General features: G+C 69.6%; 11 protein-coding genes. 1 reads left to right on the top strand and 10 read right to left on the bottom strand.

From position 1 onward, the window contains the following. Positions 1 to 31: 31 nt before the first annotated feature. Positions 32 to 3907, bottom strand: coding sequence for an ATP-dependent RNA helicase HrpA (gene hrpA, locus ACSQ9A_RS13025; protein WP_436306292.1), 3876 nt, complete (start codon positions 3905 to 3907; stop codon positions 32 to 34). A gap of 135 nt (positions 3908 to 4042) precedes the next feature. Here hrpA and argA point away from each other — a divergent pair, with 135 nt between their 5' ends. Next, positions 4043 to 5389, top strand: a complete 1347-nt coding sequence (gene argA, locus ACSQ9A_RS13020; RefSeq protein ID WP_093107599.1) for an amino-acid N-acetyltransferase — start codon at positions 4043 to 4045, stop codon at positions 5387 to 5389. On the opposite strand, the gene ACSQ9A_RS13015 is transcribed toward argA, so the two are convergent. From ACSQ9A_RS13015 to ACSQ9A_RS12975, 9 genes are read right to left on the bottom strand one after another with little or no spacing between them, the layout of a single operon-like run. Then, positions 5376 to 6869 (bottom strand): M81 family metallopeptidase, encoded by a 1494-nt coding sequence (locus ACSQ9A_RS13015; RefSeq protein ID WP_436303930.1) that lies wholly within the window; start codon positions 6867 to 6869, stop codon positions 5376 to 5378. The two genes, argA and ACSQ9A_RS13015, sit on opposite strands and share 14 nt — an antisense overlap. 10 nt (positions 6870 to 6879) lie before the next feature. After that, positions 6880 to 8388 (bottom strand): M81 family metallopeptidase, encoded by a 1509-nt coding sequence (locus tag ACSQ9A_RS13010; protein WP_436303929.1) that lies wholly within the window; start codon positions 8386 to 8388, stop codon positions 6880 to 6882. 20 nt (positions 8389 to 8408) lie between these two features. Then, entirely contained in the window at positions 8409 to 8738 is a 330-nt protein-coding gene (locus ACSQ9A_RS13005) for an AzlD domain-containing protein (RefSeq protein ID WP_093107605.1), read from the bottom strand. After that, the gene (locus ACSQ9A_RS13000) at positions 8735 to 9427 is read right to left on the bottom strand and encodes an AzlC family ABC transporter permease (RefSeq protein WP_093107607.1); all 693 of its coding nucleotides are present in this window, start codon (positions 9425 to 9427) and stop codon (positions 8735 to 8737) included. The genes ACSQ9A_RS13005 and ACSQ9A_RS13000 overlap by 4 nt, the downstream gene beginning before the upstream one ends. After that, a complete protein-coding gene (locus ACSQ9A_RS12995; protein ID WP_436303928.1) occupies positions 9427 to 10836 on the bottom strand; it encodes an amidase in 1410 nt (469 codons plus the stop codon). The genes ACSQ9A_RS13000 and ACSQ9A_RS12995 overlap by 1 nt, the downstream gene beginning before the upstream one ends. A 37-nt stretch (positions 10837 to 10873) precedes the next feature. Next, positions 10874 to 12523: a dipeptide ABC transporter ATP-binding protein gene (locus ACSQ9A_RS12990; RefSeq protein ID WP_093107611.1), complete on the bottom strand. Its 1650-nt coding sequence runs from the start codon at positions 12521 to 12523 to the stop codon at positions 10874 to 10876. Between the two features lie 10 nt (positions 12524 to 12533). Continuing rightward, entirely contained in the window at positions 12534 to 13406 is an 873-nt protein-coding gene (locus ACSQ9A_RS12985) for an ABC transporter permease (protein WP_436290479.1), read from the bottom strand. Positions 13407 to 13411: 5 nt separating this feature from the next. Next, a complete protein-coding gene (locus ACSQ9A_RS12980; RefSeq protein ID WP_093107615.1) occupies positions 13412 to 14353 on the bottom strand; it encodes an ABC transporter permease in 942 nt (313 codons plus the stop codon). A gap of 18 nt (positions 14354 to 14371) precedes the next feature. Beyond that, positions 14372 to 15997, bottom strand: coding sequence for an ABC transporter substrate-binding protein (locus tag ACSQ9A_RS12975; protein ID WP_436303927.1), 1626 nt, complete (start codon positions 15995 to 15997; stop codon positions 14372 to 14374). Positions 15998 to 16104 lie beyond the last annotated feature (107 nt).

Below are 16104 nucleotides of genomic sequence, written 5' to 3'. Positions count from 1 at the left end.
CGCTTCGGCGGGCTTTTTTTTGGGTCCGCGCTCAGCTTTCGAGTTGCACCCACAGCTTGTCGAGCCGCTTGACGCTGACCGGCTGCGGCGTGCGCAGCTCCTGCGCGAAGAAGCTCACGCGCAACTCCTCGAGCAGCCAGCGGAACTCGCTCATGCGTTCGTCGAGCGCGCCCTTGCGCTCGGCCAGGAGGCGCCAGTAGCGCTGCTCCTGCGGCCGCAGCTCCGCGAGCCGCTCTGCATCCCGCGCCGGGTCGGCCCGCAGCTTGTCGAGCCTGAGGGTGATGGCCCTGAGGTAGCGCGCGAAGTGCGCAAGCCGCGGCCAGGGCGTGTCGGCGATGAAGCGCTTGCCGACCAGGCGCTGCAATTGCTGCGCCGCGTCGGCCGTGGCGGCGGGCTGGATCTTCGTGTCCTTGATCTTGCGCACGGCGAGCGTGTACTCGGCAAGGATGGTGCCAGCCAGCCGCGCGACCTCGTTGGCGATCAGCGTGAGCCGCCCGCGGCCCTCGTCCACGCGCTGCTTGAACGCCGCCTCGTCGGCCGGCAGCGGCTCCTGCAGAAAGGCCCGCTCGAGCGCCACGTCGACGATCTGGGCGCGCAGTTCCTCCGCCGTGCCGAGCGGCATGTAGGCGACCGCCATCTTCTGCAGGTCGGGGATGTTCTTCTCGAGGTACTTGAGCGCATCCTTCTGCTGCAGTGCGAACAGGCGGCGCAGGCCGGCACGATGCTTCGCGGCGGCCACCGCCGGTTCGTCGAAGACCTCGATCGTCACCGCGTCGCCGCCGTCGACCAGGGCCGGAAAGCCGATCAGCGACTGCGCGCCGCGCCGCACTTCCATCAGCTCCGGCAGCTCGCCGAAGGTCCATGCCGTGTAGCGCTGGCCTGCCGGCAGCGCGGGCGCCGCCGGCGCCTTGGCCGCGGCCTTGTTCTCGGCCGGCGCAGGTGCATCGGGCTTCTCGACGGACGCCTTGACGTTGAGTCCCGCCAGCGCCTGGAACGCGCCGCGCGCCTGCGCGCCCAGCTCCGCCTTCAGCGCGCCGAGGCTGCGCCCCATGCCGAGCTGGCGGCCGTGCTCGTCGACCACGCGCAGGTTCATGAACAGGTGCGGCGGCAGCATGTCGAGCTTGAAGTCGGTCCGCTTCACGTCGAGGCTGGTCTGCTCGCGCACGCGTTTCAGCAGCGCATCGGTCAGCGAACCGTGGCCGAAGACCTCGGGTGCGGCCAGCTGCTCCGCGAGGCGCGCGGCCGAGTCGGGCAAGGGCACTAGGCGGGCGCGCGGCTTCTGCGGCAGGCTCTTCAGCAGCGCCTGCACCTTGTCCTTCAGCATGCCGCTCACCAGCCATTCGCAGCGTTCCTCGCTGACCTGGTTCAACACGAAGAGCGGCACGGTGACCGTCAATCCATCCTTGGCATCGCCGGGCTCGTGCAGGTAGGTCGCGGCGCAATCGACGCCGCCCAGCCGAATCGTCGGCGGAAAGGACTGGGTCGTGATGCCGGCGGCCGTGTGCCGCATCAGCTCCTCGCGCGTCAGGAACAGCAGCCGCGGCTGCTCCCTCGACGCTTGCCGGTACCAGCTCTCGAAAGCGAGGCCGCTCGACACATCGGGCGGCAGCTGGGCGTCGTAGAAGGCGTAGATCAGCTCGTCGTCGACCAGCACGTCCTGCCGGCGCGACTTGTGCTCGAGACCCTCGACCTCGCGCACCAGCTTGCGGTTGGCGGCGAGAAAAGGCAGCTTGCTTTCCCACTGCCCGCCGACCAGCGCCTCGCGGATGAAGATCTCGCGCGCGGCCACCGGGTCGACCTTGCTGAAGTCCACGCGCCGCCCGCTATAGACCACCAGCCCGTAGAGCGTGGCGCGCTCCAGCGCCGCGACCTGCGCGCCCTTCTTCTCCCAGTGCGGGTCGAGCAGCTGCTTCTTGAGCAGATGGCCCGCGACCTGTTCCAGCCACTGCGGCTCGATGTTCGCGATGCCGCGGCCGAAGAGGCGCGTGGTTTCGACCAGCTCGGCCACGACGATCCAGCGGCCGGGTTTCTTCTTCAGATGCGCGCCGGGATGGCGGTAGAACTTGATGCCGCGCGCGCCGAGATACTCCGAAGCCTGTCCTGAGCCTGTCGAAGGGTCCTCCAGCTTCCAGCCGATGTTGCCGAGCAGGCCGGAGAGCATCGAAAGGTGGAGCGGTTCGTAGCCCGCCGGCTCGCTGTTGATGCGCCACTTGTGCTCGGTGACTACCGTGAGCAATTGCGAATGGATGTCGCGCCACTCGCGCACGCGGCGCACGTTGATGAAGTTTTGCCGGAGCAGCGATTCGTACTGGCGGTTGCTGAGCTTGTGGGTGTCGCCATGGCCGCCGCGCGCGTCGTTGATCCACTTCCATAACCGCAGATACCCGCTGAACTCGCTCTTCTCGTCGTCGAACTTCGCATGCGCCTGGTCGGCCTGCTGCTGCGCCTCCATCGGCCGATCGCGCACGTCCTGCACCGACAGCGCGCTCGCGATCACCAGCACCTCTTCGAGCGCGCCGCGCGTGCGTGCCTCCAGGATCATGCGGCCGACCCGCGGATCGAGCGGCAGCCTGGCCAATTCGGCCCCCATCGGCGTGAGCTCGTTCGCGTCGTCGACCGCGCCGAGCTCGTTGAGCAGCTGGTAGCCGTCGGCGATCGCGCGCCGCTGCGGCGCTTCGAGAAAAGGAAAGCGCTCGACGTCGCCCAGCCGCAGCGACTTCATGCGCAGGATCACGCCGGCCAGCGAGGAGCGCAGGATCTCCGGATCGGTGAAGCGCGGCCGGCCTTCGAAATCCTTCTCGTCGTAGAGCCGGATGCAGATGCCGTCGGCGACCCGGCCGCAGCGCCCCGCACGCTGGTTGGCCGCGGCCTGGCTGATCGGCTCGACCAGCAGCTGTTCCACCTTGCTGCGGAAGCTGTAGCGCTTGACGCGCGCGGTACCGGCATCGATCACGTAGCGGATGCCCGGCACCGTCAGCGAGGTCTCGGCGACGTTGGTGGCCAGCACGATGCGGCGACCGGTGTGGCCGTCGAAGATGCGGTCCTGCTCGGCCTGCGACAGGCGTGCGAACAACGGCAGCACCTCAGCGCTGCGCATCAGCGGCTGATGGCTCAGATGCTTGCGCAGGTGGTCGGCGGCCTCGCGGATCTCGCGTTCGCCGGGAAGGAAGACCAGGATGTCGCCGGCGTTGTGCGGATCGCGCCAGAGCTCGTCGACGCCCTCGGCGATGGCATTGGTGAGGTCGTAGTCGCGCGACTCCTCGAAGGGGCGGTAGCGCTGCTCCACCGGGAACATCCGGCCCGAAACCATGATCGTGGGCGCAGGAGTCATTGGCCCCCACGCTCCGCGCTGCGCGTCGTCGCTGCCCCCCGAGGGGGTCGCGCCCGCCTTGGGGCGGCCCGGCGCCGGGCGGGCCGACGCGAAATGCCGCGCGAACCGGTCCGCATCGATGGTGGCCGAGGTCACGATGACCTTGAGATCCGGCCGCCGCGGCAGGATTTCGCGCAGGTAGCCGAGCAGGAAATCGATGTTCAGCGAGCGCTCGTGCGCCTCGTCGATGATCAGCGTGTCGTAGGCCTTGAGCAGCGGATCGGTCTGCGTCTCGGCCAGCAGGATGCCGTCGGTCATCAGCTTGACCGAGGCGTCGCGCGCCAGCCGGTCCTGGAAACGCACCTTGAAGCCGACCACCTCGCCCAGCGGCGTCTTGAGCTCCTCGGCGATGCGCTTGGCCACCGACGATGCGGCGATGCGCCGCGGCTGCGTGTGGCCGATCAGCCGGCCCTTGCCAGGGGGCGCGTTGAGCTTGCCCCGACCCAGGGCCAGCGCGATCTTGGGCAACTGCGTGGTCTTGCCCGAACCCGTCTCGCCGCAGACGATCACGACCTGGTTCGCCTCGATGGCGGCCATGATTTCGTCGCGCCGGGCCGACACCGGCAGGGATTCTGGAAACTCGATTCGAAGTGGGGACGAAGACAAGGCTGGCAGTTCGGGGAAAATCGTCGATTATCTTGCGCCCGAACTTTCGCCTGCCCTACCCCGCCAATGTCCACCGTCTTCAATTTCACCTTCGTCCCCTGGTTCCGCTCGGTGGCGCCCTACATCCACATGCACCGCGGCAAGACCTTCGTGGTCGCGATGGCGGGCGAGGCCATCGCGGCCGGCAAGCTGCCCAGCATCGCGCAGGACCTGGCGCTGATCCAGAGCATGGGCGTCAAGGTGGTGCTGGTGCACGGTTTCCGGCCGCAGGTCAACGAACAGCTGCGCGCCAAGGGCCACGAGGCCAAGTACTCGCACGGCATGCGCATCACCGACGAGGTGGCGCTCGACTGCGCGCAGGAGGCGGCCGGACAGCTGCGCTACGAGATCGAGGCCGCCTTCAGCCAGGGCCTGCCGAACACGCCGATGGCCGGTTCCACCGTGCGCATGATCTCGGGCAACTTCATCACCGCGCGGCCGGTCGGCGTGGTCGACGGCGTCGACTTCCAGCATTCGGGCCTGGTGCGCAAGGTCGATGCCGCCGGCATCCGCCGCGGGCTCGACTTCGGCGCCATGGTGCTGATGTCGCCCTTCGGCTTCTCGCCCACCGGCGAGGCCTTCAACCTCACGATGGAAGAAGTCGCGACCAGCGTGGCGATCTCGATCCAGGCCGACAAGCTGATCTTCCTGACCGAGGTTCCAGGCATTCCGCAGGACACCAGCCAGCCCGTCAGCGAGGACAACCCCATCGACACCGAGCTGCCGCTCGACAGCGCCAGGAAGCTGCTGGCCTTCTTGGCGCCGCCCCAGACCCCGACCGACACGGCCTTCTACCTGCAGCACTGCGTCAAGGCCTGCGAGGCGGGCGTGGAGCGCAACCACATCATCCCCTTCTCGGTGGACGGCTCGCTGCTGCTCGAGGTCTACGTGCACGACGGCATCGGCACCATGGTGATCGACGAGAAGCTCGAATCGCTGCGCGAGGCGACGGCGGACGACATCGGCGGCATCCTGCAGCTCATCGAACCCTTCGAGCGCGACGGCACGCTGGTCAAGCGCAGCCGCACCGAGATCGAGCGCGACGTCGGCCAGTACACGGTGATCGAGCACGACGGCGTGATCTTCGGCTGCGCGGCGCTCTACCCCTATCCTGAGGCGAAGACCGCGGAGATGGCGGCGCTGACAGTCTCGCCCCAGTCGCAGTCGCAAGGCGACGGCGAACGCATCCTCAAGCGCGTCGAGCAGCGCGCCAAGGCCAGCGGGCTGGAAAGCATCTTCGTGCTGACCACGCGCACCATGCACTGGTTCCTGAAGCGCGGCTTCCAGCAGGTCAACCCCGACTGGCTGCCCGAGGCGCGCAAGCGCAAGTACAACTGGGACCGCAAGAGCCAGGTGCTGGTCAAGAAGCTGTAGCCGAATAAGAAGGCTCGTCGAACGGATACAGCGGTCGCGCGAGCCGCTCGAACGGGAACAGCGAATAGTCCGAACTGGTGACACCCGGGCTGTCGCACTCCACCAGCCCGGCGGCGATGGGCACGAAGACCGGCCGGCAGTACATGCGCGACTTCAGCAGCAGGAAGCGCGCACGGCGCGGATCGAGGCCGACGCTTTCGAAGGTGCCCAGGTCCCAGGGCTCGTGCGTGCGCTCGGTGACGACGATCTGCGCCGCGCCGATGTCGAACACCGCCGAGCGGCCCATGCAGGCGCGCTGGCCGGTGTAGGTCGGCCCCGTGATCACGTACTCCCCGTCGGTGAGCGCGCGCACGGTGCCGCGCAGCCGCACCGGCGGCGTGCTGCGGCCGATCTGCACCAGCGGGCGCTTGTGGCCGAGCAGCAGCTCGATCTCGGCGCCGACGCCGGCCTCGGCGCATTGCGCGACCGCTTGCGGATCGCACAGCAGGCCGGCCTGGATGCCCTGCATGCCGGCCGCAAGCGCCGCCATCAGCACGTCCATGGTGTCGCAGCTGCCGCCCGACATGCAGTTGTCGCCGTGGTCGAGCAGCAGCACCGGCCGATCGGCCTGCACCGCCAGCTTGCAGGCGCGCGCCAGCGATTGCGCCAAGGGCTCGGACCGATAGACGAAGTCCGCACGCGCCGCCCAGATGCGCTCCGCCAGCGCGGCCGCCACCCGGTCGGCCGCTGCGGCGTCGCCGTCGCCCACCACCACGACGCTGATGCAAGGGTTCGGGATGTCGGCCAGGCTGAAGCCGGCGAGGATCGAGACTGCGGCCATGCCATCGGCTTCCGCCGCGCGCGCCGCCGCGACCGCGTCGCGCATCGCGCCTTCGGCGGTGGCGCTGCGCAGCGTGTGCGTCATCAACGGCAGCCGGCGCCAGGCCAGCACGGGACGGCAAAGTCCGTCCAGCTTGGTGAACAGCAAGCGTCCTGCGTGCTCGCCGGTCTCGTACATGTCGACATGCGGATAGGTCTTGAAGCTCACGATCACGTCGGCGTGGTCGATCATCTTCTGCGTCACGTTGCCGTGCAGGTCGAGCGCCACGGCAACGGGCACGCCCGGCGCGGCAGCCCGAATGCGCGCCAGCAGATCGCCCTCGCCGTCGTCGCTGCCTTGGGCGACCATCGCGCCGTGCAGATCGAGCAGCACGGCATCGCAGCCGGGCAATGCGTCGACGATGCAGTCGCAGATCGCGGCGTACGCGGCCGCCTCCACTCGGCCGCTCGGGTTGGCCGATGCCGAGATCGGCGTCACCATCTCCGCGCCCCTTGCCCGCGCCAGGTCGATGAAAGCCGACATGGCGGTGCGCCCGCCCTCGGCCTCGCGCCGGGCGTCGATGCCATACAGCGGCCCCTTGTTGCCGAAGGCTGAAAGCGGCGTGGGCACCGGCGAGAAGGTGTTGGTCTCGTGGTTCATCCGGGCGATGAGGACTTTCATGCTGCGCTCCTCAATCCGGCACCCGGGGCGATGTCGATGCCGCCAGCCGGGTCCATGGCAGGTCCGACGGATCGGCGGACATCGGGCCCGGCGCGCGCGCCACCAGGATCTCATGCGCGATCGGCGCGAAGTCGGCGCGGAAATGCACCGAGCTCTTGTTGACGAGAATCTTCATCTGTTCCGGCTCGATGCCCACGCAGCGGTACAGCGCGCGGTCGAGCATCTGCTTCTTGCCGCTGGCGACCACGACCAGCACGCCGTCCACGTCCAGGCAGGCGCAAGGCCCGAGCCGGACTCGCACGCCCGTCATCATCGGCCCCTGCAGCACGATGCCGCCTTCATGCAGCGCGCGCACCGTGCATTCGGCTTCCACCGGCGGGTCGCTCCATTGCCCCGACCAGGTGGGTACCGAGCGGCCCAGCGCCAGGCGCAGGCGCGCGCCCCGCCCCGCGGCATGCGCCGCCGCGGCGGACTCGGGGTCGTACAACAGCCCGAGCGCTACCTGCTGTGGAAAGCGCTGTCCTGCGCCCGCGCGAAGCAGCGCATGCAGCATGCCGGTGGTGTTGCTGTCGGCGCCGGCGCCGGGGTTGTCCTGGGTGTCGGCGATGACCACCGGGCGTGCGGCCGGCCCCGCCAGTTCGATGGCCTGGGCCACGGCATCATCCGGCGTCCAGGTGGCTACGCGCCAGCGCGCTGCCGGCTCGCAGATGTCGGTGTACAGCGTGTCCACCACGGCTTGGGCCGCGTCGCCGTAGGCCCAGACCATCGGCCCGCACTCGGGGAAATCGGCCGCCGGAAAACCCATCGCCACGCTGGCGATGGTGGCGTGGCGTACGTCCAGCCCGGGCAGCTGACGGTAGACCGCACCGGCCGGCTCGATCATGGTGCAGCCGGCGTTGATCGGGATCAGGAAGGGGATGCGGCGCGCCGCGACAGGCTCGCGTGCGCCACGCGCGAGGCGCCGTTCCAGCAGCTGCGCGGCCAGCCGGCCGGTCGCTTCGGTGTCCACGTGCGGATAGGTCCGGTAGGCCACCAGCGCATCGGCCAGCTCGAGCATTTGCTGCGTCACGTTGGCATGCAGATCCAGGCTGGCGACGATCGGCATCTCGGGCCCGACCAGCGCGCGCAGGCGCGCCAGCAGCTCGCCCTCGGCGTCGTCGACGTGTTCGGCCACGGCGGCACCATGCAGGTCGAGGTAGATGGCATCCAGTCCCGGCCCGGCCAGCGCGCTGCGCGCCGCCTCGACGATGGTGCCCGCGATGCGCTCGAAAGCGTCGCGCGTCACCTGCGCCGAGGGCGTGGCGCCGGCCCAGCAGGACGGCAGCAGTTGCCAGCCGCGCGCCTGCGCCTCGGCGATGAAGCCGCCCGCCGGCAGGCTGGAGCCGGTGAAGCGCTCCAGCATCGCCGGCCCTTGCGCATAGGCCGGGAAGCTGTCGCCGCGCAGAAAGGCGGCCCAGTCGGCACGTGTCGGAGCGAAGGTGTTGGTCTCGTGCTGGAAGCCGGCGATCAGGATGTTCATGGGTGTCCTTGTGTGAAGTGCTACCAGCCCAGCCCGAGCCGCAGTGCAAGCAGCACGGCGGCGCCGACGAAGATGGTACCGGTGATGTCGCGCCGCCATGCGTACCAGGCGGTCGCGGCGGCGACCGCAAACCAGCGCGCATCGCGCCAGTCGGTCGGCAGGTGGCCTTGCGACAGCAGCACCTCAGGCACGACCACGGCCACCAACGCCGCGAGCGGCGCGTGCCGCAGGCTGCGCTGCAGCCAGGCCGGCAGGCGCGGCTCGCGGCGCGGCAGCAGGAACACGCCGCGCGTGAGCACCGTCACCGCCACCAGCGCGAAGACGGCGATCCAGGCGTGCAGGTTGCTCATGCGAGACGGCCCGCGCGTCGGTCGGCCCAAAGGCCCGCGGCCATTGCCGCGGCGATCGCGACGGCCACATTGAGGCCCAGCGGCAGCGGCCAGGCCAGCAGCGCCACCGCGCCGGCCACGGCGGCCGAGAGCCAGGCCGCGCGGTCAGACAGCATCGGCAGCGCCAACGCGAGCAGCGCCAGCACGCCGACGAAGCGCAGCCCCCACTCGACGGGAATCGCATCGGCCAAAAAGATGCCTGCGAGCGAGGACAACTGCCAGACGGCCCAGTTCGTCAGCGCAAGCCCGAGGAAGTACGGCAGCTGCCCGGCCGCGGGTCGCGGATGGCGCTGCACGAAGCGCGCATAGACCGGATCGCCCGCGAGATAGCCCAGCAGCAACCGGTGCCCGAGCGGAAGCCGGCCGAAGTAGTGCCGCCAATGCACGCTGAAGACCACGAAGCGCACATTCAGCATGCCGGCGGTCAGCACGATCACCCACAAGGGCGCGCCGGCCATGATGAGCGGCACGCAAGCCAGCTGCGAGGCGCTGGCGAACACGCCCAGCGACATCGCGAGCACCACCGGCAGCGCGAGCCCGCTCTTGGCCATCGCGACGCCGGTGGCCAGACCCATCGCGACGGTGCCCAGCGCAGGGCCGGCGATCGCGCGTGCGCCCTGCACGAACTCCGGCTGCCAGCGCACTGTCATCAGCGTTCGAGCGGGATGGCGGGCCAGGGGCGCTGGGCCGGACGCATCGATTCCCAGGCCCGCGCGATCTGCAGCACGCCGAGATCGTCGAAGCGGCGCCCCGCAATCTGCAGGCCGATCGGCACGCCGTTGCTGTCGTAGCCGCAGTTGACCGAGGCGGCCGGCTGCTCGCTCATGTTGTAGGGCAGCGTGAAGCCGATGTGGTCCATCGCGGTCGCGACATCGTTGGTCGGGTAGGCCCATTCGGCCGCGAAGCTGGTGTTGGGCGACACGGGCGAGATCACGTAGTCGTAGGGCTGCGTGGCGGCTACGGTTGCGGCGCGGGTCTTGAATGTTTGGGCGTAGCCATGGAAGGCGGTTTCGCCCGTCAGGCCCAGCCCGGCCTCGGCCCAGGCACGCACGATGGGCAGCAGCTTCGCACGCTTGTCCGCCGCGAGCGCCTGCACGTCCATGCCCGAGCGGATGCGCCAGAAGGTGTCGACGCCATGCAGCATCTCGTCGTTCATCCAGGGCGTCATGGGTTCGACGACGGCGCCGGCGGCTTCGAACAGCTTCGCCGCCGCCTCCACCGCCGCGCGCACCTGCGGTTCCACCGGCATGCCGCAGCCGGCGTCGAGCAAGAGGCCGATGCGCAGCCCGCGGATGTCGCGCTCCAGGTCCAGCCAATCGATCTGCGCCGGCGGCAGGCTCATGTGGTCGCGCGCGTCGGGCTGGGACAGCACGGCCATCATCAGCGCCGCGTCGGCGACGGTGCGCGTCATCGGGCCGGCGACGCGGCCCATGTAGGGCGGGTCGATCGGGATGCGGCCCAGGCTGGGCTTGAGCCCGGCCACGCCACACCAGGCGGCCGGCAGACGCACCGAGCCGCCGATGTCGGTGCCGATGTGCAGCGGCCCGTAGCCGGCGGCTGCGGCCGCACCGGCGCCGGCGCTCGAACCGCCGGGATTCTTGTCAGTGTTCCACGGGTTGCGCGTCAACGGATGGAAGCTCGACAGGCCCGAGGACAGCATGCCGTACTCCGGCATCGTGGTCTTGCCGAGGAACACCGCGCCGGCCTCGCGCATCCTGGCCGCCGGCGGCGCATCGGCCGCGGCGGGCACGAGTTCGGTCGCGGCCGTGCCCAGCGGCACCGGCACGCCGCGGGTCGCGATGTTCTCCTTGATGGTGGCCGGCACGCCGTCGAGCGTGACGCCGCCGCGGGCCAGCGGCGTGCCGGCTCGCCAGCGCGCTTCGGAGGCGCGGGCCATGGCCCGCGCGCCCTCGGGGTCGAGCGCATAGGTGGCCTGCAGCCGCGGCTCGCAGCGTGCGATCTGGTCGAGCACGGCCTGCGTGACTTCGACGGGCGAGAGCGTGCCGCTCTTGTAGGCAGCGATCATCTCGAGCGCCGGGAGTGCGTGGAGTTCTGTCATGAGAGGGTGGTTCTCTGTTTCTGAAGGAATCGATGGTTCAGGCCGCCAGCGGACTGCGCGCCAGCTCCGCGCGCGGCGCGGCGGCCAGCAGGCGCTGCGTGTAGTCGTGCTGCGGCCGGCGGAACACCTCGCCGGTGGCGCCCTGTTCCACGATGCTGCCCTGGCTCATCACGATCACGCGGTCGCACAGCTGCGCGGCCACGCGCAGGTCGTGCGTGATGAACAGGATGCCCAGGCCGAGGTCGCGCTGAATCTCGCGCAGCAATTCCAGGATCTGAGCCTGCACCGAGACGTCGAGCGCCGAGACGGCCTCGTCGGCCACCAGCACCTGCGGCTGGCAGGCAATGGCGCGCGCAATCGCCAGGCGCTGGCGCTGGCCGCCCGAGAACTGGTGCGGGTAGCGCTCGAGCCCGGCGCGCGGCAGCTGGATGCGGTCCATCAGCTCTTCGGCGCTGTGGCGCGCCTGCTGCCGGTCCATGCCGAAATTCATCGCGCCCTCGACGATCGAGGAGCCGACGGTGCGGCGCGGATTGAGCGAGCGGTTCGGGTCCTGGAACACCACCTGCACGCGCGAGCGCAGCGGGCGCAGGCGGCCCTCGGGAAGCTGCTGCACCTCGGCATCGCCCCAGTGCACGCTGCCTTCGCTCGGATCGATCAGACGGATCATGCAGCGCGCGAAGGTCGACTTGCCCGAGCCGGACTCGCCCACCACGCCCACGGTCTCGCCGCGGTGCACGGCCACGCTGGCGTCGCGCAGTGCGGTGTTGTGCCTGGCACGGCCCATCCAGTCGCGCCGCGCGTAGGTCTTGCCCACGCCGCGGCCCGCGAGCATCGGTGCGCCGCCCGGCAGGTCGCGCGGCGGCGGCGGCGTCATGCCGGGCACCGCGTCCAGCAGCATGCGCGTGTAGGCCTCGCGCGGCGCGCGCAGCACCTGCTCGCAGAGGCCCTGCTCCACCACCTTGCCGCGGTGCATCACCATCACGTCGTCGGCGATCTCGGCCACCACGCCCATGTCGTGCGTGATGAAGAGCACCGCGCTGCCCTGCTCGGCCTGCAGTTCGGCGATGAGCTTGAGGATCTCGGCCTGCGTGGTCACGTCGAGCGCGGTGGTGGGCTCGTCGCAGATCAGGAGCCGCGGCTTCAGGATGATCGCCATCGCGATCACGATGCGCTGGCGCTGGCCGCCCGAGAGCTGGTGCGGATAGCTTGCGAACATGCGCGCCGGGTCCGGCAGGCGCACGCGCTCGAAGATGGCGAGGATGCGCGCCTTGCGCTCGGCCGCATTCCATGCCGTGTGGGTACGCAGCAGCTCGTCCACCTGCTCGCCGCAGCTGTGGACCGGATTCAGCGCGGTCATCGGCTCCTGGAACACCATGCCCATGCCGGTGCCGCGCAGTTCGCGCAGCCGCTTGTCCGACACGTAGCGCCCGCCGGCCAGCAGCATCTCGCCGGCCAGCGAGATGCGGCCGGCCCCGACGCCGAGGCCCTTGGCAAGCAGGCCCATCACGGTGGTGGCGAGCACCGATTTGCCGGAGCCCGATTCGCCGACGATGCACAGCGTGCGGCCGGCCTCGATGCGCACGCTCAGGCTCTCGATGGCATAGGGCCGGTCGGCATCGGCCGGCAGCGCCACCTGGAGGTTTTCGACCAGCAGCACGGGCACCGCGGCTTGGGGTTGGGTGGTCATGCGGCCGTCCTCAAACGCGCTTGGAGAACTTGGGGTCCAGCACGTCGCGCAGGCCGTCTCCCAGCAGATTGATGGCCAGCACCGTGGGCACCAGGAACAGGGCCGGGAACAGCACGTTGCCCGGCGCCTGCGAGAACAGCACGCGCCCCTCGGCCATGATGTTGCCCCAGGTCGGCACGTCGGCCGGCAGGCCCAGGCCGAGGAAGCTCAGGATGGCCTCGGTCAGCACCGCCGAGGCGGCGATGAAGGTGCCCTGCACGATCAGCGGCGCCAGCGCGTTGGGCAGGATGTCGCGCCAGAGGATCACGGCATTCGACGTGGCCAGTGCGCGCGCCGCCTCGACGAAGGGCTCGTCGCGCAACCCCATCACCAGCGCGCGCACCAGCCGCGTCACGCGCGGCACCTCGGGCATGGCGATGGCGAGGATCACCGTCGGCAGGCTGGCGCCGAGCACCGCCACCAGCGTGATCGCGAGCAGCACCGCGGGGATCGCCATCAGGCCGTCCATGATGCGCATCAGCACCGCATCCACCGCCCGGAAGTAGCCGGCCAGCATGCCCAGCAGGCAGCCGAACACGATCGCCGCCGCCGCGGTGAAGATGCCCACCACCAGCGAGATGCGGGTGCCGTAGAGCACGCGGCTCCAGATGTCGCGGCCGAAGTTGTCGCTGCCCATCCAGAAGGTGTGCTGCAGCTCGCGCCCGTCGGGCAGCGTGACCAGGCCGGCGCTGCCGGCCGGCACCGAAACGTAGCTCGGATCCATCGCGGCCGGATCGAAGGTGCCGAGCCAGGGCGCCGCAGCGGCCAGCACGACCAGCACCGCGAGCACGATGACGCCCCCGCGCACGGCGCCGTTGCGCCAGAGTTTGCCTAGAGTGCCCATGGTGGTCAGTAGCGGATACGGGGGTCGAGGAACAGGTAGCTCAAGTCGACCAGCAGGTTGACCAGCACATAGAGCAGCGCGAAGAACAGCACCACGCCCTGCAGCACCGGGAAGTCGCGGTTGAGCACCGCGTCGACCGTCAGCTGGCCCAGGCCCGGAATGGCGAACACGGTCTCGGTCACCACCACGCCGCCGAGCAGCAGCGCGGCGCTGACGCCGATCACCGTCACGACCGGCACCGCCGCGTTGCGCAGCGCGTGGTGCTTGAGCACCTGCAGTTCTGTGATGCCCTTGGCGCGGGCGGTGCGGATGTAGTCCTCGGTCAGCGCCTCGCTGACGGCCGCGCGCGTCACGCGCGCCAGCAGCGCCACGTAGGTCACGGCCAGCGTCAGGCAGGGCAGCACCAGTTGCTGCAGCCAGGGCCCGACGCCGCCCGCGAGGCGCCTGTAGCCCTGCACCGGAAACCACTGCAGCTTGAGCGCGAGCACATAGATCAGCAGGTAGCCGACCACGAACACCGGCACCGAGAAGCCGGCCACCGAGAAGGCCATCACCGCCTTGTCGAGCCAGCCGCCCATGCGCCAGGCCGCCAGCGTGCCCAGCGGCAGCGCGATCGCCACCGCCAGCAGCAGCGTGCCGCCGGCGAGCGAGAGCGTGGGCTCCATGCGTTGCGCGATCAGCGTCAGCACCGGCTTGTTGAGGAAGAAGGAGAAGCCCAGGTCGCCGCGCAGCACGCCCTCGCCCCAGAGCAGGAACTGCGTCCACAGCGGCCGGGTGAGGCCGAGCTGCTCGCGGATGCGGTCGAGGTCTTCGCTGGTGGCGCTGTTGCCGCCGATGACGGCCGCCGGATCGCCGGGGGTGAGGCGCACGATCATGAAGACCGCGATCGCCACCACCAGCAGCACCGGCAGCGTGGCCAGCAGGCGCTTGGCAAGAAAGCTGAGCATGGATGGACGCCGGCGGCCTTATTGCTTCTTGATGTTCCAGTACACCTGCGCACCGGCCGGCACCAGGCCGCTCACGCCCTTGCGCACGGCGGCCGGCTGGCTGTACTGGCCCACCGGGACGTGCGTCACCGTTTCGAAAGCGCGCAACTGCGCCTGCTCGGCCAGCTTCTTCTTGTCGGCCTCGGTCGCGGCCTTGGCGAACTGGGTCTTGATGTCCTGGAGCTTGGCGTCGTCCTGCCAGCCGAACCAGCCCTTGTCGCCGGCCGCGTTCATCATCGCCATGGTCAGCGGGTTGAGGATGTCGGACGAGGTCCACGATGTCATGAACGCATTCCAGCCGCCGGCGGAAGGCAGGTCCTTCTTGGCGCGGCGCGCCACCAGGGTCTGCCAGTCCATGGTCTGCAGGTCGACCTTGAAGCCGGCCTGCTCCAGCTGCTGCTTGGCCACCAGCGGCAGCTTGGCGATGGCGGCGAGATCGGTCGGGCGCATCAGCACCACGGGCTCGCCCTTGTAGCCGGCCTCCTGCAGCAGCGCCTTGGCCTTCTGCGGATTCGCCACGCCGCTGTAGTCGCCGGTGTTCGTCGACTCGAAGGGCGTGCCGCAGGGGAACATGCTCTTGCAGTAGCGCGTGAGGCCGGGCGCGCCCACCTGCGTCTTGAGGAAGGCTTCCTGGCCCATCGCGATCATCGCGGCGCGGCGGATCTTCTCGTTGTCGAAGGGCGCGTGCAGGAAGTTGAAGCGGAAGATGAACTGGTTGCCGGCCGGCTGCGCATCGATCAGCTGGATGTCGGGGTTGGTGCGCAGCGAGGCGTACTGCTCGAAGGCCGGCTGCTCGAGGATGTCGGCCTCGCCGTTGATCAGCGCATTCATCTGCGTTTGCGCGTCGCGGATGATGAGCCACTCGACGCGATCGACGTAGACCTGCTTGCCGCCGGTGGTGCCCGAAGGTGCTTCGGCGCGCGGCTTGTACTTGGCGTTCTTGACGAACACTGCGCGTTCGCCGGGCCGGAACTCGTCGGCCTTGAAGACGAAGGGGCCGGAGCCGATCGTCTCCTTGATCTGCGTGTCGCCGGGCGTGTCGGCCACGCGCTTGGGCATGATGAAAGGCACGTTCGCCGAGGGCTTGCCCAGCGCTTCGAGCACCAGGCCGAAGGGCTCCTTCAGCACCAGGACGAAGGTCTTGGCGTCGGGCGTCTCGTACTTGTCGGTGACCTTGGCGAGCTGGCCGCCGAAGGTGTCGCGGCTCGCCCAGCGCTTGAGCGACGCGACCACGTCCTCGCTGGCGACGGGCTTGCCGTCGTGGAACTCCAGCCCGTCGCGCAGCGTGAAGGTCCAGGTCTTGCCGTCCTTCGAGACGCTCCACTTGTCGACCATCTGCGGCTTGATCTTGCCGTCGATGTCGGTGCCGAACAGCGTGTCGTAGATCATGTAGCCGAAGTTGCGCGAGATATAGGCCGTGGTCCAGATCGGGTCGAGCACCGTGATGTTCGAGTGCGGAATGATCTTGAGCGTCGAGGACTGCGCCAGCGCCGGCACGGCAGCGCTCGCGGCCAGCGCAGCGGCCACGCACCAGGCGGCCTGCCGGCGCGTGAAGGCGCCGGCGATGCCGCCGGCAAGGGAGCGCGTGAAATTCAGCTTCTGCATGTGCATTTCCCGATGGATGAGACGAGCCGCCGATTGAGTCAGGGAATGCGCGAAGTGGATATATACAGTTCGTGCGATGTGCGCTATATCAGCATGCACGATCACGA

It is taken from the genome of Variovorax sp. LjRoot290 (assembly GCF_964253985.1).
In the GTDB taxonomy this organism is placed as follows: Bacteria; Pseudomonadota; Gammaproteobacteria; order Burkholderiales; family Burkholderiaceae_C; genus Variovorax.
Note: the sequence above shows the minus strand (reverse complement) of the source record. Positions and strands in the feature narration are given on the sequence as shown.

Excerpts from the sequence above, each read along its gene's own strand:
- ACSQ9A_RS13010 (WP_436303929.1), bottom strand. The coding sequence starts at position 8,388 with ATGAACATCCTGATCGCCGGCTTCCAGCACGAGACCAACACCTTCGCT.
- ACSQ9A_RS12980 (WP_093107615.1), bottom strand. The coding sequence starts at position 14,353 with ATGCTCAGCTTTCTTGCCAAGCGCCTGCTGGCCACGCTGCCGGTGCTG.
- ACSQ9A_RS12995 (WP_436303928.1), bottom strand. The coding sequence starts at position 10,836 with ATGACAGAACTCCACGCACTCCCGGCGCTCGAGATGATCGCTGCCTAC.
- ACSQ9A_RS13015 (WP_436303930.1), bottom strand. The coding sequence starts at position 6,869 with ATGAAAGTCCTCATCGCCCGGATGAACCACGAGACCAACACCTTCTCG.
- ACSQ9A_RS13000 (WP_093107607.1), bottom strand. The coding sequence starts at position 9,427 with ATGACAGTGCGCTGGCAGCCGGAGTTCGTGCAGGGCGCACGCGCGATC.
- ACSQ9A_RS13005 (WP_093107605.1), bottom strand. The coding sequence starts at position 8,738 with ATGAGCAACCTGCACGCCTGGATCGCCGTCTTCGCGCTGGTGGCGGTG.
- ACSQ9A_RS12985 (WP_436290479.1), bottom strand. The coding sequence starts at position 13,406 with ATGGGCACTCTAGGCAAACTCTGGCGCAACGGCGCCGTGCGCGGGGGC.
- hrpA (WP_436306292.1), bottom strand. The coding sequence starts at position 3,907 with ATGGCCGCCATCGAGGCGAACCAGGTCGTGATCGTCTGCGGCGAGACG.
- argA (WP_093107599.1), top strand. The coding sequence starts at position 4,043 with ATGTCCACCGTCTTCAATTTCACCTTCGTCCCCTGGTTCCGCTCGGTG.
- ACSQ9A_RS12990 (WP_093107611.1), bottom strand. The coding sequence starts at position 12,523 with ATGACCACCCAACCCCAAGCCGCGGTGCCCGTGCTGCTGGTCGAAAAC.
- ACSQ9A_RS12975 (WP_436303927.1), bottom strand. The coding sequence starts at position 15,997 with ATGCAGAAGCTGAATTTCACGCGCTCCCTTGCCGGCGGCATCGCCGGC.